At 67.8% G+C, this 23267-nt stretch carries 26 protein-coding genes and 1 riboswitch; of the genes, 14 read left to right on the top strand and 12 right to left on the bottom strand.

What is annotated here, in order from left to right:
* Positions 1–207: 207 nt before the first annotated feature.
* Positions 208–1440: an MFS transporter gene (locus AC13D8_RS10450; RefSeq protein ID WP_129432931.1), complete on the top strand. Its 1233-nt coding sequence runs from the start codon at positions 208–210 to the stop codon at positions 1438–1440.
* A 102-nt stretch (positions 1441–1542) separates the two neighbouring features.
* On the opposite strand, the gene AC13D8_RS10445 is transcribed toward AC13D8_RS10450, so the two are convergent.
* Positions 1543–2862, bottom strand: coding sequence for a ferredoxin reductase family protein (locus AC13D8_RS10445; protein WP_482968775.1), 1320 nt, complete (start codon positions 2860–2862; stop codon positions 1543–1545).
* A 146-nt stretch (positions 2863–3008) separates the two neighbouring features.
* On the opposite strand from AC13D8_RS10445, the gene AC13D8_RS10440 reads away from it, so the two are divergent.
* Positions 3009–3884, top strand: coding sequence for a 50S ribosomal protein L11 methyltransferase (locus AC13D8_RS10440; protein WP_482968774.1), 876 nt, complete (start codon positions 3009–3011; stop codon positions 3882–3884).
* Between the two features lie 107 nt (positions 3885–3991).
* Positions 3992–4336 (top strand): hypothetical protein, encoded by a 345-nt coding sequence (locus tag AC13D8_RS10435; RefSeq protein WP_482968773.1) that lies wholly within the window; start codon positions 3992–3994, stop codon positions 4334–4336.
* Positions 4337–4416: 80 nt separating this feature from the next.
* Here AC13D8_RS10435 and AC13D8_RS10430 read toward each other — a convergent pair whose 3' ends face one another.
* Positions 4417–4614, bottom strand: coding sequence for a DUF1127 domain-containing protein (locus tag AC13D8_RS10430; RefSeq protein ID WP_482968772.1), 198 nt, complete (start codon positions 4612–4614; stop codon positions 4417–4419).
* A gap of 209 nt (positions 4615–4823) precedes the next feature.
* Between AC13D8_RS10430 and ruvC the strand changes: the two genes are divergently transcribed.
* From ruvC to AC13D8_RS10410, 4 genes are all read left to right on the top strand, one after another.
* Entirely contained in the window at positions 4824–5309 is a 486-nt protein-coding gene (ruvC, locus tag AC13D8_RS10425) for a crossover junction endodeoxyribonuclease RuvC (protein WP_482968771.1), read from the top strand.
* A complete protein-coding gene (gene ruvA / locus AC13D8_RS10420) occupies positions 5306–5977 on the top strand; it encodes a Holliday junction branch migration protein RuvA (RefSeq protein ID WP_482968770.1) in 672 nt (223 codons plus the stop codon). Before ruvC ends, ruvA begins: the two co-directional genes overlap by 4 nt.
* A gap of 3 nt (positions 5978–5980) precedes the next feature.
* Positions 5981–7009 (top strand): Holliday junction branch migration DNA helicase RuvB, encoded by a 1029-nt coding sequence (ruvB, locus tag AC13D8_RS10415; RefSeq protein WP_482968769.1) that lies wholly within the window; start codon positions 5981–5983, stop codon positions 7007–7009.
* 124 nt (positions 7010–7133) lie between these two features.
* Positions 7134–7763, top strand: a complete 630-nt coding sequence (locus AC13D8_RS10410; RefSeq protein ID WP_482968786.1) for a hypothetical protein — start codon at positions 7134–7136, stop codon at positions 7761–7763.
* 11 nt (positions 7764–7774) lie between these two features.
* Here the strand turns inward: AC13D8_RS10410 and AC13D8_RS10405 are convergent, their stop codons facing one another.
* The 4 genes from AC13D8_RS10405 to AC13D8_RS10390 all read right to left on the bottom strand — a co-directional run bounded on the left by AC13D8_RS10405 (position 7775) and on the right by AC13D8_RS10390 (position 10648).
* The gene (locus AC13D8_RS10405; protein ID WP_482968768.1) at positions 7775–8314 is read right to left on the bottom strand and encodes an adenine phosphoribosyltransferase; all 540 of its coding nucleotides are present in this window, start codon (positions 8312–8314) and stop codon (positions 7775–7777) included.
* 58 nt (positions 8315–8372) lie between these two features.
* Positions 8373–8753, bottom strand: coding sequence for a hypothetical protein (locus AC13D8_RS10400; RefSeq protein ID WP_482968767.1), 381 nt, complete (start codon positions 8751–8753; stop codon positions 8373–8375).
* A gap of 77 nt (positions 8754–8830) precedes the next feature.
* Positions 8831–9706, bottom strand: coding sequence for an S-methyl-5'-thioadenosine phosphorylase (locus tag AC13D8_RS10395; RefSeq protein WP_482968766.1), 876 nt, complete (start codon positions 9704–9706; stop codon positions 8831–8833).
* Positions 9707–9832: 126 nt separating this feature from the next.
* Positions 9833–10648, bottom strand: coding sequence for a cysteine hydrolase family protein (locus AC13D8_RS10390; protein ID WP_482968765.1), 816 nt, complete (start codon positions 10646–10648; stop codon positions 9833–9835).
* A 125-nt stretch (positions 10649–10773) separates the two neighbouring features.
* Between AC13D8_RS10390 and AC13D8_RS10385 the strand changes: the two genes are divergently transcribed.
* Entirely contained in the window at positions 10774–11712 is a 939-nt protein-coding gene (locus AC13D8_RS10385) for an AraC family transcriptional regulator (RefSeq protein ID WP_482968764.1), read from the top strand.
* On the opposite strand, the gene AC13D8_RS10380 is transcribed toward AC13D8_RS10385, so the two are convergent.
* The gene (locus AC13D8_RS10380) at positions 11679–13052 is read right to left on the bottom strand and encodes a diguanylate cyclase domain-containing protein (protein ID WP_482968763.1); all 1374 of its coding nucleotides are present in this window, start codon (positions 13050–13052) and stop codon (positions 11679–11681) included. The two genes, AC13D8_RS10385 and AC13D8_RS10380, sit on opposite strands and share 34 nt — an antisense overlap.
* 86 nt (positions 13053–13138) lie before the next feature.
* Between AC13D8_RS10380 and AC13D8_RS10375 the strand changes: the two genes are divergently transcribed.
* The 4 genes from AC13D8_RS10375 (at position 13139) to AC13D8_RS10360 (ending at position 16648) form a co-directional block, all read left to right on the top strand.
* Positions 13139–13423 (top strand): DUF3572 domain-containing protein, encoded by a 285-nt coding sequence (locus AC13D8_RS10375; protein ID WP_129432920.1) that lies wholly within the window; start codon positions 13139–13141, stop codon positions 13421–13423.
* Positions 13420–14112: an HAD family hydrolase gene (locus AC13D8_RS10370; RefSeq protein WP_482968762.1), complete on the top strand. Its 693-nt coding sequence runs from the start codon at positions 13420–13422 to the stop codon at positions 14110–14112. Before AC13D8_RS10375 ends, AC13D8_RS10370 begins: the two co-directional genes overlap by 4 nt.
* Positions 14109–14990 (top strand): DMT family transporter, encoded by an 882-nt coding sequence (locus tag AC13D8_RS10365; protein WP_129432918.1) that lies wholly within the window; start codon positions 14109–14111, stop codon positions 14988–14990. Before AC13D8_RS10370 ends, AC13D8_RS10365 begins: the two co-directional genes overlap by 4 nt.
* Positions 14991–15085: 95 nt before the next feature.
* Positions 15086–16648 carry a trimethylamine methyltransferase family protein gene (locus tag AC13D8_RS10360; RefSeq protein WP_482968761.1) on the top strand — a complete coding sequence of 521 codons (1563 nt, stop codon included), beginning with the start codon at positions 15086–15088 and terminating at the stop codon, positions 16646–16648.
* Positions 16649–16983: 335 nt separating this feature from the next.
* Here AC13D8_RS10360 and AC13D8_RS10355 read toward each other — a convergent pair whose 3' ends face one another.
* The 3 genes from AC13D8_RS10355 to AC13D8_RS10345 form a co-directional block, all read right to left on the bottom strand.
* Positions 16984–17478, bottom strand: a complete 495-nt coding sequence (locus AC13D8_RS10355) for a c-type cytochrome (RefSeq protein ID WP_482968760.1) — start codon at positions 17476–17478, stop codon at positions 16984–16986.
* 282 nt (positions 17479–17760) lie between these two features.
* A complete protein-coding gene (locus AC13D8_RS10350) occupies positions 17761–18504 on the bottom strand; it encodes an ABC transporter permease (protein WP_129432915.1) in 744 nt (247 codons plus the stop codon).
* The gene (locus AC13D8_RS10345) at positions 18501–19241 is read right to left on the bottom strand and encodes an ABC transporter ATP-binding protein (RefSeq protein WP_104018848.1); all 741 of its coding nucleotides are present in this window, start codon (positions 19239–19241) and stop codon (positions 18501–18503) included. Before AC13D8_RS10345 ends, AC13D8_RS10350 begins: the two co-directional genes overlap by 4 nt.
* A 38-nt stretch (positions 19242–19279) precedes the next feature.
* A riboswitch (TPP riboswitch) is annotated at positions 19280–19379 on the bottom strand.
* Between the two features lie 98 nt (positions 19380–19477).
* On the opposite strand from AC13D8_RS10345, the gene AC13D8_RS10340 reads away from it, so the two are divergent.
* Together AC13D8_RS10340 and AC13D8_RS10335 are read left to right on the top strand one after the other, a co-directional pair.
* The gene (locus AC13D8_RS10340) at positions 19478–20080 is read left to right on the top strand and encodes a heme NO-binding domain-containing protein (RefSeq protein ID WP_482968759.1); all 603 of its coding nucleotides are present in this window, start codon (positions 19478–19480) and stop codon (positions 20078–20080) included.
* Complete coding sequence (locus tag AC13D8_RS10335) at positions 20077–21345, top strand: diguanylate cyclase domain-containing protein (protein WP_482968758.1); 1269 nt, start codon at positions 20077–20079, stop codon at positions 21343–21345. The genes AC13D8_RS10340 and AC13D8_RS10335 overlap by 4 nt, the downstream gene beginning before the upstream one ends.
* On the opposite strand, the gene AC13D8_RS10330 is transcribed toward AC13D8_RS10335, so the two are convergent.
* Both AC13D8_RS10330 and AC13D8_RS10325 read right to left on the bottom strand, forming a co-directional pair.
* A complete protein-coding gene (locus AC13D8_RS10330; protein ID WP_482968757.1) occupies positions 21318–21722 on the bottom strand; it encodes a c-type cytochrome in 405 nt (134 codons plus the stop codon). The two genes, AC13D8_RS10335 and AC13D8_RS10330, sit on opposite strands and share 28 nt — an antisense overlap.
* Before the next feature lie 193 nt (positions 21723–21915).
* A complete protein-coding gene (locus AC13D8_RS10325; protein WP_482968756.1) occupies positions 21916–23202 on the bottom strand; it encodes a hypothetical protein in 1287 nt (428 codons plus the stop codon).
* Between the last annotated feature and the right edge of the window lie 65 nt (positions 23203–23267).

Genomic DNA, 23267 nt, shown 5'->3' with positions numbered 1-23267 from the left:
ACGGCTGATAACCCGGCTCCCTCACCAATCTCACCTGCCAGTCAAGGCCACCACCGAAGCCTAACAACCGGCCCAAAACCATCCCGGGGGAAACAAATCCCACCTCACCCCTCAAACGAGGCGTTTCGCTGAGGTCTCTTTGAAGATTTCGGGCGGACGAGGTCGCGGCCTCTCGCCAAGGCCGCGACTTGGGCGTAAGGAATGCGCATGAATGCGCAATTCCCCCTTGGCCGGGCGCGGGATCTGCCCGTCTGGCGACGCCCCGTGACGCTGCTCTTCCTCATGGCCGCCGCGATGCCGGTGGCCTTTGCCACATGGTCGGCGCTGCTCAACAATTTCGTCATAGAAATGGCCGGGTTCGACGGCTCGGACATCGGCTGGCTGCACACGGTGCGGGAAATCCCCGGCTTTTTCGCCATCGGGGTGATCGCGCTCATCATGTTCATGCACGAGCAGGTGCTGGGCCTGGTGTCGCTGCTGCTGTTGGGGGTGGCCACGGCGCTGACCGCGCAATTCCCGTCCTTGGGCGGGATTCTCACCATCACCATGCTCAGCTCGATCGGGTTTCACTATTTCGAGACGGTGAACCAATCGTTGCAACTGCAATGGCTCGACAAGCTGCGTGCACCGCAGATGCTGGGATGGTTGCTGGCTGCGGGGTCCGGCGCCACGCTGGTGGCCTATGTGCTGATCGTGCTGACGTGGCGGGCGTTCGATCTGAATTACAACCTCGTCTACATGGTGTCGGGCGGGTTCACCGCCTGCGTCGCGGTGTTCTGCCTGCTCGCCTATCCGCGCTTCGAGGCGCCGAACCCGCAGGTCAAGAAGATGGTGCTGCGCCGCCGCTACTGGCTCTATTACGCACTGCAATTCATGGCCGGCGCGCGGCGCCAGATATTCGTGGTCTTCGCAGGCTTCATGATGGTCGAGCGGTTCGGTTTCGAGGTGCACGAGGTGACCGCGCTGTTCATGATAAACCTCGTGATCAACATGGTGGCGGCCCCCCTGATGGGCCGGGCGGTATTCCGCTATGGGGAGCGCAATACGCTGATATTCGAATATGTGGGGCTGGCACTGGTATTCCTCGCCTATGGCGGCATCTACATGTTCGGCTGGGGGGTGGTACTGGCCGCCGGGCTTTACGTGGTGGATCACGTGTTGTTCTCGCTGGCGCTGGCGCTCAAGACCTATTTCCAGAAGATCGCCGATCCTGGCGACATCGCCCCCACCGCCGCCGTGGCCTTTACCATCAACCATATCGCCGCTGTGTTCCTGCCCGCCGCGCTGGGCTATCTGTGGCTGGTCTCGCCGGCATGGGTGTTCGTGATGGCCGCCGGGATGGCCGTGGTGTCGCTGATGCTGGCGCTGATGATCCCGCGCCACCCCGAACCGGGGTATGAAACCATTCTGGCAGGCTTTGTGCCGAAACCCGCAGAATGATGTCAGAGCCAGTACCCGCGCAGGGCAAAGGCGATCACGGCTGCAGCGATAGCGAGATTCAGGGTCCAAAAGGCGCGGATGATGCGTTGGCGGCTGGTTCGGTCAGTCATAGCTGAACTGCTCTGAAAGGATATGGCGGGCGGGCACGCCCATCTCCAAAAGCGCGGTTTCGACCATATGCAGCATCGGCGGCGGACCGCACAGGATAAAAACCCACGCCTGCCGCGCGTTCTCGTCAATGTAGCGCTCAAGCAGGTCCCGGCGGATAAAACCGGTTTCTCCGGTCCAGCCATCCGGAGGGTCGGATAGCACATGCACAAGCGTGAGCGGTGTGTCTCTCGCCATCTGGCTCAGCTCGTCGCCATGGACGATCTGCCCGGTATGCCTGTTGCCATATATCAGCAGGCGCGGGCGCGGGTCCTCTGCTGCGTTCAAGGCACGCAGATGTGACAGCGTCGGAGCAATGCCAACCCCGCCCGCGATCAGGCACAGGCCTGCGGCGCTCTCATGCCCTTTGAGCGTCAGGGCCCCGAACGGCGCATCCACATAGGCGCGCGTGCCGGTCGCGACTTCCCCAATGTGATTGGTGAAATCTCCCAGTTCCTTGATCACGAAGCGCAGTTCGGATCCGTCGCTGGGTGCCGAGGCGATTGAAAACGGGTTTTCATTCAACGAAAAAGCGCTGCGCCCGATGCTGATCCAGGCGAAATGCCCGGGGGCATAGCGCAGGCCGTCATGCCCCTCTGGCACCAGCCGCAATTCCCATGTCCGGTCGGCCAGCTTGCGCACCCGGCTGACCCGCCACAGATGCGCGCGCTTCCAGATCGGCTTGATCACGTAGACCCAAAGCAACGAGAGAACCGCGATGCCGAGCAGACTGCCCCAGACCCAGGTCAACACCGGCTCACGGCTATATTGCCCGGCCCGCGTGGCGTGCAGTACGCCCAGGGCCGCCACGATCAGCGCCATCACCCCATGCGTCAGACGCCAATGCTCATGGCGGTACAACGCATCGCGCCCGATCGCCATCACCATCAGGGCCCCCAGCAGAAGCCAGGCGATGATTCCAGGCCAGAGACCATCAAACCCGAAATCCAGCGCGCCCGAGCCCGGCGGCAACTGGCGGGGATCAAGGCTTTGCTGTCCCCGATAGAGAAACGGATGCAGGACGATCAGAACTGCCGCCGACCGTGCCAGCAACTGGTGCAGCCGCATCGTGACATCCATCCCGATGTTGCCCGAGATCGACCGGAAACGCCCCGACAGCACAAATTCAACCAAGAGGATGGCAAGCCCCGCCATGCCGGCGCCGGCTGCCAGTTCATCCCACACGCCCCGCGGTGGCTGGCCCTGCACCGTGGCGAGCACCAATGGCGTGCAGACCAACAGGATATAGAAAAGGAAAAGAACGGCTGCGGGCATTGGAATTCCATCTGAGCTCTAGTTGTCCGGAAGCAGGCGTGTTCCATCGACTTGTCTTCGATACCATACGCGCCGCTGCCGCTTGCGGCTCCTGCGGTATCGTGTCACGAAATTCATTCGACCAACAGGCTTTATACGGACCTCATATGACAAAGACCTATACCGCGCTCACCACGCTCAGCGACAAATCACAGGCCGAGGCGCTCGCCGAGGCGCTGGAGAGGCTGACACCCGAACCGACCGGCGTCGGTGCCTTCGAGATGGAGGACGGATCGGGCCTGTGGGAGATCGGCGCCTATTTCGAGGAGGCCCCTGATGCCGTCGCCCTCGACCTGCTGGCGGCGGCGCATGGCGCGCGTCCCTTTACCGTGTCGGAACTGCCCGAGATCGACTGGGTCGCCAAGGTGCGGCGCGAGTTGAGCCCGGTCGAGGCGGGGCGGTTTTTCGTTTATGGCAGCCATGACGCGGACCGCGTGCCGGAGGGATGCGAGCCGCTGCTGATCGAGGCGTCGATGGCGTTCGGCACCGGGCATCACGGCACCACGCTTGGCTGTCTGCGGGCGCTCGACCGGTTGGCGGCGGACGGCTTCGAGGGCAAGTCGGTGCTGGACCTAGGCTGTGGCACCGCCGTTCTGGCGATGGCGGCGGCGCGCATCTGGCCTGCCGTGATTCTGGCCTCGGATATCGACGCGGTGGCGGTGGAGGTGGCCGAGGCAAACCTGGCGGCCAACGCGCTGACGGGCCGCGTGACGTGTGTCGAGGCCGAGGGGCTCGACCACCCGGTGCTGCGCGACGCGGCGCCCTTTGACCTGATCTTTGCCAATATCCTCAAGGGGCCCCTGCTGGCGCTGGCGCCGGGGATCACCGAAGCCCTCGCGCCGGGGGGCAGGGTGATTCTGTCGGGGCTGCTCAACGAGCAAGCCGCGGAGGTAGTCGCGGTTTATTCAGAGCTTGGAAACAGTCTCGAGCATCACGAAGAGATTGGTGACTGGTCAACCCTGACAATGTCTAAAAGTCACTGAAAATATGTCGAAATCTGGCCGAAGCGAGGGGTCTGCCTAGTTATTGCCACATTTCGACCGCACAATAATCGCATCGCGGTGGGGGCCGTTTCTTCGGGACTGAGGCGATGTCTGATGCCACTCGGAATTTCAACGCCCGCCTGCGCCGGATCGACGAGTCGCACGCCCGGCTGGGACGAGGCTATGTCGGCAAGGTTCGGCCAGACGGTCTGATCGTTTTCGCGCCGTGCCGCCGCCGACGGATGATCCCGCTACGCGGCGTTCTCTACCTCTTGGTCGGCTTTGTCTTCTTCAAGGCGGTCGTGCTCGCGCATCTGGGTGGAGACACCTACGAGGCGCGGATTGCGCGGTTGGCCGAGGGGCATGTGCTCGAACAGGCGGGCGCAATGATCATGCACCCCGACACGCTGACACTCTGGGTGGCCGGATACCTGGCACCGGTTCTGCGCTGAGCCGGGCGGACAGGCACGAAAAAGCCCCGCGCGGACCATGTCCGCACGGGGCGCGCGCGATCCTGTGGTGGCCTGCGCGCTCAGAAGCGGCGGGCGACCCGGTCGATATCGCCGCGGCTCAGGCCGATATCGTCAAGCTCGCGATCCGAAAGCTGGGCGAGCGCCTTGCGCGTGGCGCGGCGGTCGTTCCACGAGATCACGGCCTCGACGATGCGAGAGAGCAGGCCGAAGGCGGGGCGGGGGTGCGCGTGGGCGCGGGGGGTGTCGATGAGTGCCATGTGCGTCGTTCCTTGATACGGGGGGCTATCGGGGCAACCCGTTTGTATAGTGCAGCTAATCGGGGCAACCGGTCCGCACAAGCTGGGGTTTCTGCATAGTCCTTATGCAATTCCTGCAACGCTCGACGCCGTCGCGGCCCGCGCATTGTGCTTGGTTGTCGTTCACGTTTCGTGCTATTGAGGCGAAAACCAAAGCAGGCAGGGCAGACATGCGGGTATTGGGCATCGACCCGGGATTGCGGAACCTCGGCTGGGGCGTGATCGAGGTGCAGGGCAGTCGCCTGAGCCACATCGCCAACGGCGTATGCCATTCGGTGGGCGACGATCTGGGCGCGCGGCTCTTGTCGCTCTACGAACAACTGGGCGATATCGTGCATCGCTATGATCCGCAGGCGGCGGCGGTGGAGCAGACCTTTGTCAACAAGGACGGGGCGGGCACGCTCAAGCTGGGGCAGGCGCGGGGCGTGGCGCTGCTGGTGCCCGCGCAATACGGGCTGACGGTGGGGGAATACTCGCCCAACCGGGTGAAGAAGACGGTGGTGGGCGTGGGCCATGCCGCCAAGGAGCAGGTCGCGCACATGGTGCGGGTGCAGCTTCCCGGCGTGGTCCTGGCGGGGCCCGACGCGGCTGACGCGCTGGCGGTGGCGATCTGCCACGCACATTACGGGCGCGCAATGGCCGGGGGGCTGGCATGATCGGGCGCATCGCGGGGCGGATCGACTGGCGCGGGGCCGATCACGTCCTGATAGACGTGCGCGGGGTGGGCTATATCGTGCATTGCTCCGAGCGCACGCTCGCCGCGCTGCCCGGTGTGGGCGGCATGGCCGCGCTCTATACTGACCTCCTGGTGCGCGAGGACCTGTTGCAGCTATTCGGCTTTCCGACGCTGGCGGAGAAGGAATGGCACCGCCTGCTGATGAGCGTGCAGGGCGTGGGCGCCAAGGCGGCGCTGGCAATCCTCGGCGCGCTGGGGCCCGAGGGTGTGGGCAGGGCCATCGCCATCGGCGACTGGAACGCGATTACCGCGGCCAAGGGGGTAGGGGCCAAGACGGCGCAACGGTTGGTCAACGAGTTGAAGGACAAGGCGCCCGCGGTGATGGCGATGGGCGTGGCGCCGCCACCCAAGCCGGACACGGGCGAGGTGATCGAGGCGGCGGCCCCCGCCGTCCCGGCCGCGGCCCCTGCGGGCCACGCACCGGCGGGCAAGGGCGCGCAGGCCGAGGCACTCTCGGCGCTGACCAACCTCGGGTACGGCCCCGGCGAGGCGGCGGGCGCGGTGGCGCAGGCGGCGGGCGAGGCGGGCGACGCCGACACCGCCGCGCTAATCCGCGCTGCGTTGCGGCTGCTGGCACCGAAGGGCTGATCCATGACCGACCCTGACCCCACCCTACGGCCCGAGGAACTGCCCGAGGACAGCGACCGCAGCCTGCGCCCACGCGCGCTCAAGGAATTCATCGGGCAGCGCGAGGCGCGGGCCAACCTGGCGGTGTTCATCCAATCGGCGCGGCAACGGGGCGAGGCGATGGATCACACGCTGTTTCACGGCCCCCCCGGCCTGGGCAAGACGACGCTGGCGCAGATCATGGCGCGCGAACTGGGCGTCGGGTTTCGCATGACCTCGGGGCCGGTTCTTGCCAAGGCGGGGGACCTCGCGGCGATCCTGACCAATCTCGAGCGCAACGACGTGCTGTTCATCGACGAGATTCACCGGCTCAACCCGGCGGTGGAGGAGGTGCTCTACCCCGCGCTGGAGGATTTCGAGCTCGATCTCGTGATCGGCGAGGGGCCGGCGGCGCGCACCGTGCGGATCGAGTTGCAGCCCTTCACGCTGGTCGGGGCGACGACGCGGCTGGGCCTCTTGACCACGCCGCTGCGCGACCGGTTCGGCATCCCCACAAGGCTGCAATTCTACGAGATCGAGGAGCTGCACGAGATCGTCACCCGCAACGCGCGGCTGTTGAACATCCCCACAGAGACCGAGGGCGCACGCGAGATCGCGCGCCGCGCGCGCGGCACGCCGCGCATCGCCGGGCGTCTGCTGCGCCGCGTGGTGGATTTCGCGGTGGTCGAGGGCGGCGGCAAGATCAGCCGGGAACTGGCCGACGCCTCGCTTACCCGGCTGGGGGTGGATCACCTGGGCCTCGACGGGGCCGACCGGCGCTATCTGCGGCTGATCGCGGAGGCGTATGGCGGCGGCCCGGTGGGGATCGAGACGCTGTCGGCGGCGCTCAGCGAGAGCCGTGACGCGCTGGAAGAGGTGATCGAGCCCTTCCTGCTGCAACAGGGCCTCATCCAGCGCACACCGCGCGGGCGGATGCTGGCGGCGGCGGCGTGGCGGCATCTGGGGCTTGAGGCGCCGGGGCCGAAGGGGACGAGCGATCTTTTCGGCAAGTGAGGGCGTGCGTGGCCGGTGGCGGGACTTGGGTATTTGGGCCAAGAAGAAACCGCAGGGGTTTGCTGGGGTGGATCGGTCCTGCTAGAGGGGCGCGGCATTGCGGAGGCGGCCGATGAGCGACACCCTGACACCCGACGAGATCGCGGCGCTGTTTACCCGTGCGGACGGGGAGTTCCTGTTTGCCCGCTGGGGGCGGCCCGTCGTGCCGGTCGTCTTTGGCGTGGAGGATGCGACGCTGAGCGTGGTCAAGGGCGCGGTCGAGGCGGTGGTGGCGATGGCCGGTCACAAGATGGCCGAGACCGACCCGGAACTGGGCGCGAACCTGATGATGTTCTTCTTTCGCGACTGGCAAGAATTGCTAGCCGTGCCCGACCTCGACAGGCTGGTGCCGGACCTCGCGCCGCTGGTGGCGCGGCTTGGGGCGGAGGGGGCCAACCAATACCGCATCTTCCGTTTTGACAAGGACGGCGCGATCCGGGCGGCGTTTGTCTTTTTGTGCATGGACGAAGACCTCTCCGCCGTGCCCGCCGAGACGCTGGCGCTGAGCCAGGTGGTGCAGGCGGTCCTGCTGTGGTCGGACCGCGCGTTCACCGACCGCTCGGCGCTGGGGCAGTTGGCGGACGGGCGGGTGGTGCTGCGGCCAGATATCGGTGCGCTTATCCGGGCCGGCTATGACCCGGTGCTGCCCGCGATGAGCCGCGAGCCTGCCCATGCGCTGCGGCTGGCGGCGCGGGTGGTGCACAGCGCGGGTTGAGCGGGCGCGCCTTACGCTCCCTCGAAGGCGCAGAGCGTGTGCACGTCCATTCCCATCGCCGCGAGCCGGGCGTGCCCGCCGAGATCGGGCAGATCGACGATGAAGGCGCAGCCGGTGATTTCTCCCCCAAGGCGCTCGATCAGCCGGATGCCTGCCGCTGCGGTGCCGCCCGTGGCCAGCAGGTCATCCACCAGGAGCACCCGTTCACCGGGCGCGATGGCGTCGTCGTGGACCTCGATCACCGCCTCGCCGTATTCGAGCTGGTATTCCTCCGAGATTACCGCGCCGGGCAGCTTGCCCTTCTTGCGGATGGGCACAAAACCCACCGAGAGCTGGTGCGCGATGGCGCCGCCAAGGATGAAGCCGCGCGCCTCGAGCCCGGCCACCTTGTCGATGGGCTGCCCGGCATAGGGATGCAGCATCTGGTCGATAGCGATGCGAAATCCGCGCGGATCGGCGAAAAGCGTGGTCACGTCGCGGAACAGGATCCCCTCGTGGGGGAAATCGACGATGGTGCGGATGTAGTCCCTGACGGTCTTTTGCTTGGGCATGGCGGCTCTCCGGTGGGTCGCCGCGCTTGTGCCGCAGCGCGGGCCGCCGCGCAAGGGCTCAGAGAGCGCCGCGATAGGCGGCGATGGCGCCGGTCAGATCGCTGATGGCGTAGAGGGTGAGCAGGAACACCCCCACGCAGAGCAGGAAGTTGAGCGCCGTCTGCGCGAGGCGGCCCAGGCGCCCCGGCGGGTTGCCGAGAAAGGGAATCTCTGGCCGCAACAGGAAGCGCGAGGCGATGTAGCCGAAGAGCAGCGCCGACAGCGCCCAGTAGGTGAGCGTCAGGATCGCGGCGTCATGGGCGCGCGCGAGATAATCGGCGAACCCAACGATGAGCACCCAGCGGATCACTTGGAAAATCTCGTCCGCGAGCGCCTCGAACCGGCGGCCCATGTCGTGGCGCCATGCCTGGTCGGTGAGCTTGTCGATGAGCCGGGACATGGGACTGTAGTGGGGGCGGGGCGCGCAGGCGTCCAGTGATGTGACACGCTGCGCGCGAAGAGTTGAGCAGGCCGCGATCAGTCGAGCACCCGCCCCGCCACTGCGTCGAGCCGCGCGACGAGGGCCGGATCGCGTTTGTCGGGTGCGGTGAGGATGGCGAAATCGAGCGCGCGGTCGCAACCGTGGGGGCAGGGCGTGCGGTCCGCGCCCAAGAGCGCGGGCAAGCGGCGGACAAGGTCGCGGCCCTTGTCGGCATTGGCCCCGAGCGTGGCGATGATGTCGGAGATGTCGACCGTGCCGTGATCGGGGTGCCAGCTGTCGTAATCGGTGATCATGGCGACGGCGGCGTAGCAAAGCTCGGCCTCGCGGGCGAGCCGCGCCTCGGGCATGCCGGTCATGCCGATCACGTCCGCGCCCCAGGCCTCGCGATACATCTTCGATTCCGCCATGGTCGAGAATTGCGGGCCTTCCATTGCCAGGTATGTGCCGCCCGAGTGTACGGTGATGCCTGCGTCGCGCGCGGCGGTCTCGCAAGCCTCTGATAGGCGTGGGCAGGTGGGGTGGGCGAGGCTCACATGGCCGACGCATCCCGTGCCGAAAAACGAGGCGTCGCGCGCGACGGTGCGGTCGATATACTGGTCGAGGAGGACGAAATCGCCCGGTGCCATCTCCTCGCGGAACGAGCCGCAGGCCGAGACCGAGATCACGTCGGTGACGCCGAGCCGCTTCAACGCGTCGATATTGGCACGGTAGGGCACCGTCGAGGGGCTGTGGACATGACCCCGTCCGTGGCGGGGCAGGAAGGCCATCGCCACCCCGTCGAGCGTGCCGGTGAGGATCGCGTCCGAAGGGGTGCCCCACGGGGTTTCGACCTCTTGCCAGCGGGCGTCGCCCAGCCCGTCGATCTCGTAGAGCCCCGAGCCGCCGATCACCCCGATCATGGTTTCTGCCATCGCCTTGCCTCCATCTGGTCAGAGGCAGGGATAGGCCGGTTCGCTGAAAAAGGAAATGCCCGCGCGGGGTGTGATCCCGCGCGGGCGGCCCCGCCTCATCCCCGGGGGCGCGGGCCGGTGGCGCGCTCAGCCGAGCATCGCCACGACCTCGTCGGTGGTCCACAGCGCGTTGGCCATGAAGCGGAAGTTGGTCAGCGCGGCGAGATAGCCGTCGCCTTCGGGCAGCATCGCCGCCGCCGTGCCGTCGGAGACTACGGCCACCTCGAAGCCCTGTTCGAGCAGTTCGCGCATGTGGCTCTCGGTGCACAGGTTGGCCGACATGCCCGCTAGGATCACCTGGTCCACGCCCATCTTGCGCAGTTGCAGTGCGAGATCGTTGGTTTCCGGTCCGTAGACCTTGTGCGGCGAGCACTGGATGGTCTTGCCGTCCTCGATATAGGGCTTGTATTGCGGCATGTAGTCGGCGCCCGAGCCTTCGAACCCGTCGAGGCTAAGCGGGCTCTTGCGGTCGAACATGCTGATCTTGTGCATGAGCTTTTCCAGCGCGCCCTCGAATTTCCAGCCGTGATCGGTGGGGTAGTAGTAGTGCGGCGAGACGGCGACGGTGATATCCGCGCCCTTGGCCGCCTTGAACAACCGCTCGATGTTGTCGACGGTGTTGTTCATCTCGACCGACTTGCCCACCGCGCCCCAGGCGACACCGTCGGGCGACAGGAAATCGACCTGCGGGTCTGTGACGACGAGGGCGGCGCGCGAAAGGTCGAGTTCCATGTCGCTGGGCGGCAGGAACGGCTCGGCGGGCGGTGCGTAGGGGTTGGCCTCCTGCGCCTGCGCGCCAGAGGCGGCGAGCCCGGTGGCGGCAGCGGCCAGCGCGGCCGTGCCGGTGAGCGCGGCGCGGCGGGTGAATTTCGGGTCATGGTCGTGATCGTGACAGGTGCACATCGGGTCTCTCCCTTGGTTTTGACATGACGTAGTCTGCCGGAGGTGATGTGCCTTTGCGTCCTGAATCGGTGGCATATGGACGATTTTTCGTGCCTTTCTCGTCCCGCTGCGGCAGGATCGGCCCCATGACGGAGCACCCCCACGACCGGATTCTCGACGCGCTGGAGATCAGCGCCGAGCCCTTTGCCATCTGCGCGCTGGAGGGCGCGTGCAGCATGGGGCTGGGCCGCACCCCGCGCGCCACGCTGCACTACGTGCTGGGCGGGCGGGGCGTGCTGTCGGTGCAGGGTGGCGCGCCGCTCGACCTGGCGCCCGGGCGGCTGGTGCTGGTGCCGGCGAGCCGCACCCATTCGCTCGCCCATCGCGGCGGCGGTCAGGTGGGGCTGCCCGCCTGCCACCCCGCGGGGCTCGACCTCGAGGCGCATGTCGCGCGCGGCGAGGGGGCGGGGGTGATGGTGGTGCTTTGCTCCACGATCTCGGTGGGGCTGCGCGGCACGCACGGGTTGATCGACCTGTTGCGCGCGCCGCTCGATCTCGATGTGACGGCGAGCCCGGTGGCGTCGCAGGCGATGGCGGCGCTGGTGGCCGAAATGGGGAGCGTCCGGCCCGGGCAGCGGGCGATGGTGCGCGCGCTGTTGCTGCAATGCCTGATCGAGATGCTGCGCGTGCGGCTGGAGGCGGGCGATCCGGCAGTCACCTGGCTCGCGGCGCTGGCCGATCCGGGGCTGTGGCGCGGCTTGCGCGCGATGCTCGACGAGCCCGGCGCGCCCCACACGCTCGACAGTCTCGCGGGGGTGGCGGGGATGAGCCGGTCGCGCTTTGCCGCGCGGTTCCGGGCGGCCTATGGGCAGGGGGCGATGACGCTGTTGCGCGACCTGCGGCTGGCGCGGGCGGCGCAGATGCTGACCGAGCGGCGCGCACCGGTGGAACAGGTGGCGCGCGCGGTGGGGTTTCAGAGCCGCAGCGCCTTTACTCGCGCGTTCGTGGCAATGTGGGGCGAGACGCCGCGCGCATTTCGCAGGCGCCCCGGTCAGGCCGCCGAGCGGGCGCAGAAGCTGGCCTGATTGCGGCCCTGCGCCTTGGCGGCGTAGAGCGCGCGGTCGGCCTCTTCCAGGACGGTCTGCATGTCGGGAGCAGGATTGCCGGGACCGCTTTGCACGAGGGTGACGCCGATGCTGAGCGTGACCGGGATCGGCGCGGGCTGGCCCGGTACGGCAATGGGCGTGGCACGGACCGCGTCACATAGGCGCTCGGCTACGCGGCGGGCGAGTCCGGGCGTGACGTCCGGCAGCGCGATCAGGAATTCCTCGCCGCCGATGCGCGCCAGCAGATCACCCTCGCGTAGATGCGCGCCGAGCCGCTCGGTCACGGCGCAGAGCACCGCGTCGCCCGCGGCATGGCCGTGGCGGTCGTTGACCCGCTTGAAGAAATCGAGATCGGCCAGCATCACCGCGAGGCTCTTGCGCCCGATCGTGGTCTGCACGAGCTGGCGTTCGAGCCAGGGCAAGGCATGGCGGCGATTGTAGGCGCCGGTGAGCGGATCGCGGACCGCTGCGGCCATGCCGGAGCGCAGCTTGCCGCGCAGCACCTCGATCCGGCGCTTGCGGTCGATCTGGCGGGCGATGCGCAGCGCCAGTTCCCCGCCGTCGGCGGGGGCAAGCAGGACGTCGTCGGCCCCCATGTCGAGCAGTGTTACGGCGAGCGGGGCCGCCGCGCGGTCGAGCAGGACGAGGACGGGGCACCGGCAGGTGTCGCGCGCGGCCTTGAGATCCGCCAGCAGGCGCAGTCCGGCCTCGGCCTGACCGTTGGCGATGCGCAGGAGAAGTATGTCCTGCGGTCCCGGTGGGGTGGTGCTCTCGGGGGCTACGCAGGTCAGGCGATGCGGCGTGCAATCGGCCAGCAGGCTGCGCAGCGCGCGGGTCGCGGCGCGATCCGCGCCGCAGATGGCGACGCGCCCGGGCAGGACAATTTCGGCCCGCGCTTCGGCGAACCCGGTGGCATCGCCCGCCTGCGCGGCGATCTCGGTTTCGGCGTGGTGGCTGCGCAACAGGTTACGCAGCCTCGCGAGCAGCAGCGCCTCGGGGACCGGCTTGGCGAGGATGTCGTCGGCGCCCGCGCGAAGCATGGCCTGCCGCTCGGCGGCGCATTCGGTGTCCTGAACCATCAGCACCGGCACATGCGCCAGCCTTTCGACGCGGCGCAGCGCGCGCAGGAACGGCTCGGCACTCTGCCCGTCGAGGTGGGTATTGGCGAGGATCAGGTCCGGCGCGTCCTTTGCTGCGATGCGCAGCGCCTCGCGCGGGGTGGCCGCCTGCACGACCCGGTTGGGGGTAGGTGCGAGCTTGACCTTCAACACGATCCTGTTGGTGGCCATATCGTCAACAATGAGAACCGTGCCCGACATTGCGGTTGCGCCTTCGCTCTGAGCGTTTACCTTTGGGCCACTATCGCGCCGAGTGGTTAAGAAAACCTTTCCGGGAATTAACTCAAATGAACATGACGCAGGATTTCGCCGAGACCGTCGCGCTCGGGGCCTTGGGCTGGCTCGCGGGCCATGATGATCTGTTGCCGGTTTTCCTCGGGGCCACGGGGGCCTCGGAGGACGATTTGCGCGCGCGTGCCGCCGATCCCGAGTTCCTGGGCGCGGTGCTCGATTTCCTGGCGATGGACGACGCATGGGTCACGGCGTTCTGTGACGCGCAAGGTTTGGGTTATGACGTGCCGATGCGCGCGCGCGCGGCCCTGCCCGGCGGGGCGGAGATGAACTGGACATGAGCCGCGCCGACGCAATCCTGTTCGACAAGGACGGCACGCTCTTCGATTTCCACGCCACGTGGAGCACGTGGGCGGGGCAGGTGATCCGCGACCTTGCAGGTGGCGAGGCAGTGGCGATGGCGCGGTTGGCCGAGGCCGCGCATTACGACCTGGCGGCGGCGCGGTTCTTGCCGACAAGCCCGATTATCGCAGGTACCAACCGCGAGGCCGCCGAATGCCTGGCCGGGGCGCTGCACGACAGGGACGTGGACGAGATCGAGATCCACCTGATGCTGAGCGCCTCCGAGGCGCCGCTGGCCCCTGCCGTGCCTCTGGCCCCTTACCTCGACGGGTTGCGCGCCCGCGGGCTGCGGCTGGGCGTGGTGACCAACGATACCGAGTACGGCGCGCGCGCGCATCTGGGCACCGTAGGGGTGCTGGAGCGGTTCGATTTCATCGCGGGCTTTGATTCCGGTCACGGGGCCAAGCCCGCGCCAGGGCCGCTCCTGGCCTTCGCGCGGGCAGTCTCGGTCGCGCCCGGCCGGGTGGTAATGGTGGGCGACAGCACCCATGACCTGATCGCGGGCCGCGCGGCGGGGATGGTATGCGTGGGCGTGCTGACCGGCACGGCCGTGGCGACCGACCTTGCCCCGTTCGCCGACGCGGTGCTGCCAGATATCGGCCACCTGCCGGAGTGGCTTCTGGCATGACGCGACACCCGCTGTTTGGCCTGTTTCTCGCCACCTTCGGCGCGCTGGTGCTCACGCCCGACGCGCTATTCATGCGGCTGTCGGGCATGGGCGGCTATCAGATGGTGGGCTGGCGCGGCCTATTGATGGGGGCGGTGATGGTGGCCCTCTGGGCGCTGACGTCGCGCCGCCGGGGCCGCGACCTGGCGCTTGTGGCGACCGGTTTCGGCCTTGCCATCGTGGCCTGCCAGTATGTCAACGCCACGCTGTTCAGCCTCGGCATCGCGCACGCGCCGGTTGCGGTGATGCTCTTGGCGGTGGCGACGGTGCCGGTCTTTGCCGCGTTGTTCGCCCGGATCATCATCGGCGAGCCGACGCGCCGCGCGACATGGGTGACGATCGTGGTGGTGCTGGGAGGCATCGCGCTGGCGGTGTTCGGCGGCGAGGGGGCGGTGACGCTGACCTCCGACGCGCTGTTGGGGGCGATTGCGGGGCTCGGGGTGGCGATGGTGCTGGCGCTGAATTTCGTGATTCTGCGGGCGCGCCCCGACCTGCCGATCCCGCTGTTGATCGGGCTGGGCGCGGCGCTCGCGGGCGTGACGGGCACCGCGATCACCGGGCCTGTGGCGATGACCGACGGTGTGGTCTGGGCGATCGCGGTTTGCGGGCTGGTGATCCTGCCGGTGTCGTTCTTCTCGCTCTCGCTTGCCTCGCGCTACACCCACGCCTCGAACGTGAGCCTTCTGCTGCTGCTGGAGACGGTGCTCGGCCCGCTCTGGGTGTGGCTGGGCGTGGGGGAGGAGCCCACGCCCATGATGCTGGCGGGGGGCGCGGTGGTGGTGGTGAGCCTCGCCGTCTATCTCTGGCACACGGGCCGCCGACGGATGGCCGTCGCCTGAAAGAGTGAAAACGACAGGTTTCGTCGCAAAGCGGCATGTGGGCTGCGCGCGCGCGGTGTTTCGTTATGGAAGACGAGCACCGGGAGAGCGCGAAGATGGCCGAGGATCTCAAACGCAGGAAGCGCGGCGGCGGCCGCGCAGGCAATGCCGCGCGGCGCGGCGGCGCGGTGATCGAGCAGATGCCGTGGAACCCGCCGTTGAACATCGACCGGCCGACCGAGCCGCTCGGACCCGAGGGCGTGAAGGCGATCCACGACGGTGCGATGCGCATTCTCGAGGAGATCGGCATCGAGTTTCTCAACCCCGAGGCGGTGAAGATCCTGCGCGCCTCGGGTGGCTGCAAGATCAATGGCGAGAACGTCCGCATGGGCCGCGATTTCGTGATGGAGATGATCGGGAAAGCGCCGGAGAGCTGGACCATCACGCCGCGAAACCCCGACCGGCGGTTGACCATCGGTGGCAATCACCTGAACTTCGGCAACGTCTCCTCGCCGCCGAGTTACTGGGACATGAAGATCGGGCGCAAGGTGACGGGCACCCGCGAGATGTGCCAGAACCTGTTGAAATTGAGCCAATATTTCAACTGCATCCATTTCGTCGGCGGCTACCCGGTGGAGCCGCAGGACATCCACGCGAGCGTCCGGCACCTCGACGTGCTTTATGACAAGCTGACGCTGACCGACAAGGTGGCGCATGCCTATTGCCTCGGGAAAGAGCGGGTCGAGGATGTGATGGAGATGGTGCGCATCGCGGGCGGTCTCAGCCACGAGGAATTCGAGGCCACGCCGCGCATGTATACCAATATCAACTCCACCTCGCCGTTGAAGCACGACTACCCGATGCTCGACGGCTGGATGCGGCTGGCGCGGCGCGGGCAGGGGCTGGTGGTGACGCCCTTTACCCTGGCCGGGGCGATGGCGCCGGTGACGATGGCGGGGGCGGTGGCGCAATCGCTGGCGGAGGCGCTGTGCGCGGTGGTTCTGGCGCAGGTGATCCGGCCCGGTGCGCCCTGTGCGATTGGCACGTTCACCTCCAACGTGGACATGAAATCCGGCGCGCCCGCGTTCGGGACGCCGGAATACATGCGCGCGACGCAGATGACCGGGCAACTGGCGCGGTTCTACAAGCTGCCGATGCGGGCCTCGGGCGTTTGCGCGGCCAACGTGCCCGACGGGCAGGCGATATGGGAGACCTCCAACAGCCTGTGGTCGGCGGTGCAGGCGGGGGCCAACATGGTCTATCACGCGGCCGGATGGCTGGAGGGGGGGCTGATCGCGTCCCCTGAGAAATTCGTCATGGATTGCGAGATTTTGCAGCATATCCAGCGGTATATGGACCCGATGCTAACCGCCACGGGGCCGGACGAGATCGCCATTGACGCGATCCGCGAGGTCGGCGGGCAGGGCCACTTCTTTGGCATCCAGCACACGCAGGACCGCTATACCACGGCGTTCTACGCGCCGTTCCTGAGCGACTGGCGCAATTACGAGGCGTGGGAGGCGGCGGGGGGCGTGTGGACGACCGCGCGCGCGCACCAGGTGTTCCAGGACATCATCGCGGACTTCGAGGCGCCGCCGATCGACGAGGGTATCCGCGAGGAACTGGCGGCCTTCGTCGAGCGGCGCAAGGCCGAGGGCGGGGCACCGACGGATTTCTGAGGAGGGGGTGAAAGCTGAGGCTGTATTGCGTCGGTATTCCGGCGGTGCGTGGGGGCCGGTCGGGGGATGGGTATTTGGGCCAAGAAGAACGGGGGCAGGTCGGGGCGTCTGCCTGTCGCGGTGCGGATCGGTGAAAAAGGGGGCAACCGCCCCGGAAGGCGTGCCCCTGACGGCGAGAGGCTCCTGACGGTTTTTCGGGAGACTTGGGCCGCTTTACTCTATGCACCTTTTCCGCGCGCACCGATCCAAGAGGGCAAGTCCTGCTGTGAGTAGCGGTCTATCATTAGAAAGCGCAAAAACGTCGGAACCGATGCGTAAGCAAGCTCCTAGTTCGATTACTTTACCAAAAGCTGGCGCGTAAGAACCTCGACCATCTTTTGAGCCTCAGACTCATCAAGTCGCCCGTGATTCAGTAGGAACTCTGCGACGTCTCTATTCGAGTAACGACCGGTCAGTACATCGTCACGCAAAATCAACTTGATGCGCGCAAACTTGGCAGCATTGTCATGGCAAATAACGCACTTGTTTCTGAACAGGGCGCCAGAATCGTGAATAAACTCGAACTGCTCAATCAGAACGTCGATTTCTTCGTCTGATAGCTTGCCGTGACCTGCCTCCAGAAAATCACGGACAAGGCGACCCGAAATTTTTCCAACAAGGCCGATATTAGTTATGGCCAACTTCTCAGCGACAAACTCTCCGGCATGCGGCGCGTGACAAGCTGCGCAGTTCTGTTCGTATACAAAATGCGGGTCAAGCTGCTGGGCGTTCACGCAAACTGCCCAAAACACAGCGCCGACTGATAGACCAATTTTTTTGAAGTGTTTCATTTTCCGAGCATCCTTGGGGTGCAAGAAACCGCGCACATTCAGGATACATGCTTCCGTCGTGATCACACTTGACCAGAGTCAATCTGCTGGCCGATCAACCTTGATTTGTTGAGGTTTTAAGAATCTACTAATTCCCGCCTGAAGCAGCTTGTTCGATTGTTTCTAAGCTTGCTACGCATTGCTGCCGTGGGTGCAAGTTGAAGCATCCGGCAAAATGGGTCCTAGGCCGCCCTCGACGTCCTCGGCCTCATGGCTTCGCCATGATGCGCACAGGGCCGGGGGTCACCCCGCCGCCGTCCCATCCAGCCACCTCCGGCACGCCGCGTCCACGGCGCGGTGCAGCAGAAGGGTGAACACCGCCAGCACGATGAGGGCGGCGAACATCAGATCAATTTTCGCGCGGCCATTGGCCAGCAGCATGAGGTAGCCAAGCCCCTTGGAGGCCCCCACCCATTCGCCGATGATCGCGCCGATGGGGGCGTAGACCGCCGCCAGCCGCAGACCCGAGGCAAAGCCGGGCAGGGCGGCGGGCACGCGGATATGCCACATCAGCCGCGCGGGCGAGCCCCCCATCACGCGCCCGAGGTCGAGCCAGGGCTGCGGGGTGCGCATCAGTGCGTCGAAAAACGACGAGGTGACCGGGAAGTAGATGATCAGCAGCGCCATGGCGATCTTGGACCACAGCCCGTAGCCCAGCCACAGCGTCAGGATGGGGGCGAGGGCGAAGACCGGGATCGCCTGTGAGAACACCATCATCGGGCGGATCAGCCCGCGCGCCAGCGGCGAGGCGGCGAGGCCGATGGCCGAGAGCCCGCCCAGTATCGCCCCCAGTGCCAGCCCGATCAGCACCTCGGCGATGGTGACACCCGCGTGCCCGGCGATCAGCGCGCGGCTGTGCCACAGCGCCTCGGCCACGCGGCCCGGCCCCGGCAGGATGAAGGGCGGCAGGCCCGTGAGCGTGACAAGCGCCTGCCACAGCGCGAGCGCCAGCGCGGTGGAGGCGGCGATGGGGATGAGCCGGCTCATGCCGCCGCCCCTGTGGCGCGCAGCCGGGCGAGCAGGCGGCCCTGCACTTCGAGCGTCCCGGCATCGTCCACGGGCCGGGGCACGGGGGCCGCGGGGGGCGCGACGGTCTCGAGCCCATCCGCCCCGAGGATGTGGATGGCATGGCCCATGCGCGCGGCCTCGCCCGGATCATGGGTGACCATCAGCACGGTGCGCCCCGAAAGGTGCTGCGCGCCCAGCTCCTGCATCTGCGCGCGGGTGCCGGCGTCGAGCGCCGAGAACGGCTCGTCGAGCAGCACGAGGGGGCGGTCCTCCATCAGCGTGCGCGCGAGCGCCACGCGCTGCCGCTGCCCGCCGGAGAGGGCGTGGGGCCGTTTGTGCGCGTGCTCTGACAGCCCGGTGCGGGCGAGGATGTCGCGGGTGCGGGCGGGATCGGCCCGCGTGCCGCGCAGCCGCGCGCCGAGGGTGACATTGCCGGTCACGTCGAGCCAGGGCAGCAGGTCGGCCCCCTGTGCCATGAGCGCCACGCGCCCGGTGACCGGCGCGCCGTCGGAGGCGGTGATGGTCCCGTCGAAGCGCGTCACCTCGTCGGTCCCCGCCACCAGCCGCAGGAGCGTGGTCTTGCCGATGCCGGAGGGGCCGAGAAGGCAGGTGATCCGCCCCGCCGCCGCCTCGAGCCGGAGCGGGCCGAAGAGCGGCGCGCCGCCGATCGTGGCGGTGCCGTCGATGAGGAGCGCGGGCGGCGTGGCGGCTTGCATGGCCGGTCCTTTGGTTGGGCGGGGGACAGGGCAGGTCGCTTGCGCGCGTCTCCGTTCCCTCCGCCGGTGCGAGCCGGGTCAGGTTCGATGGGTTGGCGCGGCCTCTCAGCCCCCTGCAGGGCACCCCAACGGATGGCGGCGGTGGTAGCAGGCCCCCGGTGCGCTGACAAGCGGCGGGCGTTCAGGGAATGTTAAACTCTGGTTGCCAGACTGCGCGCACCGGCAAGGAGAGGGCCATGAACGGGCTGATCAACCGCGCGATCGCGTGTTTCGTCAGGGACAGCTACGGCGTTCCCGTGTGGGAAGAGGTGATGGCGCGCCTCGGGATCAACGAGTCCGCGTTCGAGCCGCTGATGCCGTGCGATCCGGGGGTGACGGCGCGCCTGGTCGAGGCGGTCGCGGCACGGTTTTCACGGTCGTCCGCCGACCTGCTGGAGGATCTCGGCACCTATCTCGTGGCGCAGCCCCGGTCCGAGGCGATCCGGCGGCTGTTGCGCTTCGGCGGGGTGGATTTCGCCGAGTTCCTCGAATCGCTCGAGGACCTGCCCGACCGGGCGCGGCTCGCCATGTCCGAGCTCGACCTGCCCGCCATCAGCCTTTACATGCAGGGCGCGGGGGTGTTTCGCGTGGAGATGGCGCGCGCAGATGGCGCGGGGCTGCGATTCGGGCCGGTTCTGCTGGGCATGCTGCGCGCGATGGCCGACGATTACGGGGCGCTGGTGCTGCTCGATTACCGCGGCTGCGACGCCACGCGTGAGATCATCGAGGTGCACCTGCTCGACGTGGCCTTTGCCGACGGGCGGGACTTTGACCTCGCCAGCGGACGGGCCGCGCCATGAGCGGCGCGGCTGCGCAGATGCAAGCCTTGGCGCAGGTGGCGATGCTCGACCGGTTCTGTCCCATGCACGTGGTCATCGGCCCAACCGGGCACGTCATCGGCGGCGGGCCGACGCTGACCAAGATCGTGGCGCCCGAGCCGATGATCGGCCGGCGGTTTCTCGAGTTGTTCGAGCTGACCCGGCCAAGGGCCGTGCAGGGCGTCGCCGCGCTGCGCGCGCTTGACGGGGCGCGGCTGCGCCTGCGGCTGCGGTCGCGCCCGCGCTATGCGCTCAAGGGGCAGCTTTGCCTGCTGGCGCCCGAGGATGCGGGCGGAGCCGGGGGCGCGATGGTGGTCAACCTCGCCTTTGGCATCTCGGTGGTCGATGCGGTGCGCGATTTCGGCCTCAGCGGCGCGGATTTCGCGGTGACCGATCTGGCGACCGAGATGCTTTACCTGCTCGAGGCCAAGACCGTGGCGATGGAGGAATCGCGCAGGCTCAACCGCCGCCTCGAAGGGGCGCGGCGCGCGGCGCAGGAAGAGGCGCTGACCGACACGCTCACGGGATTGCGCAACCGGCGCGCCTTCGATGCGCTGCTGGCACAGGCGGTCCAGGAGGGCGGAACGTTCGCGCTGCTGCATCTCGATCTCGATTTCTTCAAGCAGGTCAACGATACCCACGGCCATGCGGCGGGCGACCTCGTGCTGCGCGTGGCGGCGCGGCGGATGCTGTCGGTAGTGCGCGCCCGGGACGTGATCGCGCGCGTGGGCGGCGACGAGTTCGTGCTGTTGCTGCCCGGTATCGACACCACCGGCGCGGTCGAGACCGTCGCCCGGCGGCTCGTCGCGGCGCTGGAGGAGCCGGTGAGCGACGGCACGCTGACCTGTCGTATCTCGGCCAGCATCGGCGCGACGCTCAGCCGTGATGACCCGGGCCGCGCGCCCGGCGAAATCATGGATGACGCCGACCGCGCACTATACGCGGCAAAGGCTGCCGGGCGCGGCTGTCACAGGCTCCACATCGCGCAGGACGAGGCGCCCTCGGGCAGTGGGCAGATGCCGCCAGGGTTGCAAGACGCCGGGGATGTGGACGGCGGCCAGTGCGACGGGACCGCCCGCGCCGCCGGGGCGGATCGGAAGGTCAGGATATGCCCAGACGCCGATACCGGACCGCAGCCCGGGGATACCCGGGACGCGGTGTCCGGTGGCGACGGCGTGGCCCCGGGGGACGTGGGCGGCGCTTGGCAGGCTGCGGGCGCTCACGGGGCGGCGATGCGTTCCAGATAGGCCCAGACATCGCGCGCCTTGTCCGCGTCGCGCAGCTTGTAGGCCATCTTGCCGCGCGCCTCGGGGTCGTCGAGATAGCCGCGCAGGAAGGCGGTCGCGTCGTGCACGTAGACCACGAAATCGGCTTCGTTCCAGCGCAGCCCGCGCTGCCCGGCCTCGGTCATGGAGGGAGAATAGTGAAAGCCCGGCACGCTACCCGCATGGCGCCCGATCACGCCGTAGAGATTGGGCCCGGTGCGCCCGCCGCGCACGAGCGCCGAGCCGGTCTCGTCGATGACGGAATGACAGGCGGTGCACGCCCGGAACAGGCGCTCGCCGCGTTCGGGATCGGCGGCATGGGCCGGCAGGGCGAAGCCCAGGGCGGCGAAAAGGATCATCTTTCGAGAAAATTGCATCGCGCGCGGCCTCCGAATGGTTTCTTTTCCCCACGTGTCCAAGATTGGCACGCCAGATGGCGCAAACAATGCGCCAACCCCGGGCTTCACGCGCTTGTCAGCCTCCGTCATCGGGATGTGTGCACGAACAGGACCGCGAGGCCGCGATCAACCACAAGATGCAAGGTCGGCCAGTTCAGAGCGCGGGAAGCCGATACATTCCCGCGCTCGAGAAGCCGAGCGCGCAACCATCGGCGATCTCGTCGGCAAAGCGCTCGGCGATCACCCGCAGTGCCGCCTGCCGCCCCCTGGTCACCAGTGCGCGGCGCGGTGGCAGCGACGGGGTGGGACCCGGCCCGATCAACGCCTGCGACCAGATCAGCGGGTGCAGCTCGTGCAAGTGCTGCGCGACCAGCCAGTCGAGGCAGGCATGGATCGTGGCGCGCGCCTTCTCCTGCGCGGCGGGCAGTCGCGCTGTGCCGGTGCGCGGGGCCATCGTGAGGCCGCAGAAGGCGGCGATCTCGTTGATGATGTGCTGGTCGGGGGCCTGCACGGCGATGGCGTGCAGCCCGTCGACGAAGAACTCCGCGTCGACGGTGCCGAGACCGTCGGGCTCGATGGCGAGCGCGTCGAACCAGACCCAGGTATAGGCCCCCGCCCCGTGGTGCGCGCCGGTCTGCGCGGCCATGCGCCTTGCCTCCAGCTCAAGCTCGGCGAAGGTGCCGAAGCGCGAGGGCAGCAGCGCCTCGCCAAGCGCGCGCAGGTGCCGCGCGCTGCCCGGGTCGAGCGCGATGAGCCGGGCATAATCGTCTGCCACCCGTCGCCGGGGCGCCGGGCGCGCGGCGAGCAGGGCGCATTGCGCCGCCGCCAGCGAGGGGGCGTCGTGGGTCTCGGCGTCGAAGGGGCCGAGCAGGTCCTCGGCGCGCCGGAAGTGGTCGAGGAAATGTGCCTCTCGGTCCGGCTTGGCGATGCCTTTCGCGGTGCACATGCGCCACGCCCGGCCGATATCCATATGCGTGAGCGCGATCACGAGTGCGATGGGATAGCTGTCGGGATGATCGGCACGGACCTGTTCGAGCGCGTCGAGCCCGGCGGGGTCGGGCGTGCGCGCGTCGTGAACCGCGTCCCCGGCGGCGGCCACCGCATCGGCGCGCGCGCCTTCGGCCAGCAGCCCCGCCGCCGCCTCGCCGCCCGGCGTGTGCAATCGCGCGGCGTCCGCTTCTGCGATTCGCTCGGCAAGCCGCGCCCAGTCCTCCTGGCGGGCAAGGCGCTGGCCCGCGTCGTGAAAGTGAATGCGGGCGTGTTCCTCGTCGCTGATTGGGAGCGTGGGCAGCAGGATGCGCCGCGCGAGGCTGTCGATATCGGCGCGCGGCCGTGCGAGGCCGAGCCGCCGCAGTAGCCGCGCGAACACGGGCGCCCGTGCCGGTTTGCGCCGCTCGGTGCGCCGGGGGCTTTCAGACGGGGCGATCGGGTCGAATGTCATGGCGTCTCCGGCGAGCTGGATAGGGCACAGCCTGCCGGGCCTTTTCGGCCAAATCTGGGCACGCC

This window comes from Roseovarius sp. B-10, assembly GCF_056859295.1.
The sequence above is the reverse complement of the archived record's forward strand: the minus strand, read 5'-3'. Positions and strand labels throughout refer to the sequence as shown.

Bases quoted from the DNA above. Each gene is read 5' to 3' on its own strand.
- AC13D8_RS10450 (WP_129432931.1), top strand. From the start codon at position 208: ATGAATGCGCAATTCCCCCTTGGCCGGGCGCGGGATCTGCCCGTCTGG.
- AC13D8_RS10445 (WP_482968775.1), bottom strand. From the start codon at position 2,862: ATGCCCGCAGCCGTTCTTTTCCTTTTCTATATCCTGTTGGTCTGCACG.
- AC13D8_RS10440 (WP_482968774.1), top strand. From the start codon at position 3,009: ATGACAAAGACCTATACCGCGCTCACCACGCTCAGCGACAAATCACAG.
- AC13D8_RS10435 (WP_482968773.1), top strand. From the start codon at position 3,992: ATGTCTGATGCCACTCGGAATTTCAACGCCCGCCTGCGCCGGATCGAC.
- AC13D8_RS10430 (WP_482968772.1), bottom strand. From the start codon at position 4,614: ATGGCACTCATCGACACCCCCCGCGCCCACGCGCACCCCCGCCCCGCC.
- ruvC (WP_482968771.1), top strand. From the start codon at position 4,824: ATGCGGGTATTGGGCATCGACCCGGGATTGCGGAACCTCGGCTGGGGC.
- ruvA (WP_482968770.1), top strand. From the start codon at position 5,306: ATGATCGGGCGCATCGCGGGGCGGATCGACTGGCGCGGGGCCGATCAC.
- ruvB (WP_482968769.1), top strand. From the start codon at position 5,981: ATGACCGACCCTGACCCCACCCTACGGCCCGAGGAACTGCCCGAGGAC.
- AC13D8_RS10405 (WP_482968768.1), bottom strand. From the start codon at position 8,314: ATGCCCAAGCAAAAGACCGTCAGGGACTACATCCGCACCATCGTCGAT.
- AC13D8_RS10400 (WP_482968767.1), bottom strand. From the start codon at position 8,753: ATGTCCCGGCTCATCGACAAGCTCACCGACCAGGCATGGCGCCACGAC.
- AC13D8_RS10395 (WP_482968766.1), bottom strand. From the start codon at position 9,706: ATGGCAGAAACCATGATCGGGGTGATCGGCGGCTCGGGGCTCTACGAG.
- AC13D8_RS10390 (WP_482968765.1), bottom strand. From the start codon at position 10,648: ATGTGCACCTGTCACGATCACGACCATGACCCGAAATTCACCCGCCGC.
- AC13D8_RS10385 (WP_482968764.1), top strand. From the start codon at position 10,774: ATGACGGAGCACCCCCACGACCGGATTCTCGACGCGCTGGAGATCAGC.
- AC13D8_RS10380 (WP_482968763.1), bottom strand. From the start codon at position 13,052: ATGTCGGGCACGGTTCTCATTGTTGACGATATGGCCACCAACAGGATC.
- AC13D8_RS10375 (WP_129432920.1), top strand. From the start codon at position 13,139: ATGAACATGACGCAGGATTTCGCCGAGACCGTCGCGCTCGGGGCCTTG.
- AC13D8_RS10370 (WP_482968762.1), top strand. From the start codon at position 13,420: ATGAGCCGCGCCGACGCAATCCTGTTCGACAAGGACGGCACGCTCTTC.
- AC13D8_RS10365 (WP_129432918.1), top strand. From the start codon at position 14,109: ATGACGCGACACCCGCTGTTTGGCCTGTTTCTCGCCACCTTCGGCGCG.
- AC13D8_RS10360 (WP_482968761.1), top strand. From the start codon at position 15,086: ATGGCCGAGGATCTCAAACGCAGGAAGCGCGGCGGCGGCCGCGCAGGC.
- AC13D8_RS10355 (WP_482968760.1), bottom strand. From the start codon at position 17,478: ATGAAACACTTCAAAAAAATTGGTCTATCAGTCGGCGCTGTGTTTTGG.
- AC13D8_RS10350 (WP_129432915.1), bottom strand. From the start codon at position 18,504: ATGAGCCGGCTCATCCCCATCGCCGCCTCCACCGCGCTGGCGCTCGCG.
- AC13D8_RS10345 (WP_104018848.1), bottom strand. From the start codon at position 19,241: ATGCAAGCCGCCACGCCGCCCGCGCTCCTCATCGACGGCACCGCCACG.
- AC13D8_RS10340 (WP_482968759.1), top strand. From the start codon at position 19,478: ATGAACGGGCTGATCAACCGCGCGATCGCGTGTTTCGTCAGGGACAGC.
- AC13D8_RS10335 (WP_482968758.1), top strand. From the start codon at position 20,077: ATGAGCGGCGCGGCTGCGCAGATGCAAGCCTTGGCGCAGGTGGCGATG.
- AC13D8_RS10330 (WP_482968757.1), bottom strand. From the start codon at position 21,722: ATGATCCTTTTCGCCGCCCTGGGCTTCGCCCTGCCGGCCCATGCCGCC.
- AC13D8_RS10325 (WP_482968756.1), bottom strand. From the start codon at position 23,202: ATGACATTCGACCCGATCGCCCCGTCTGAAAGCCCCCGGCGCACCGAG.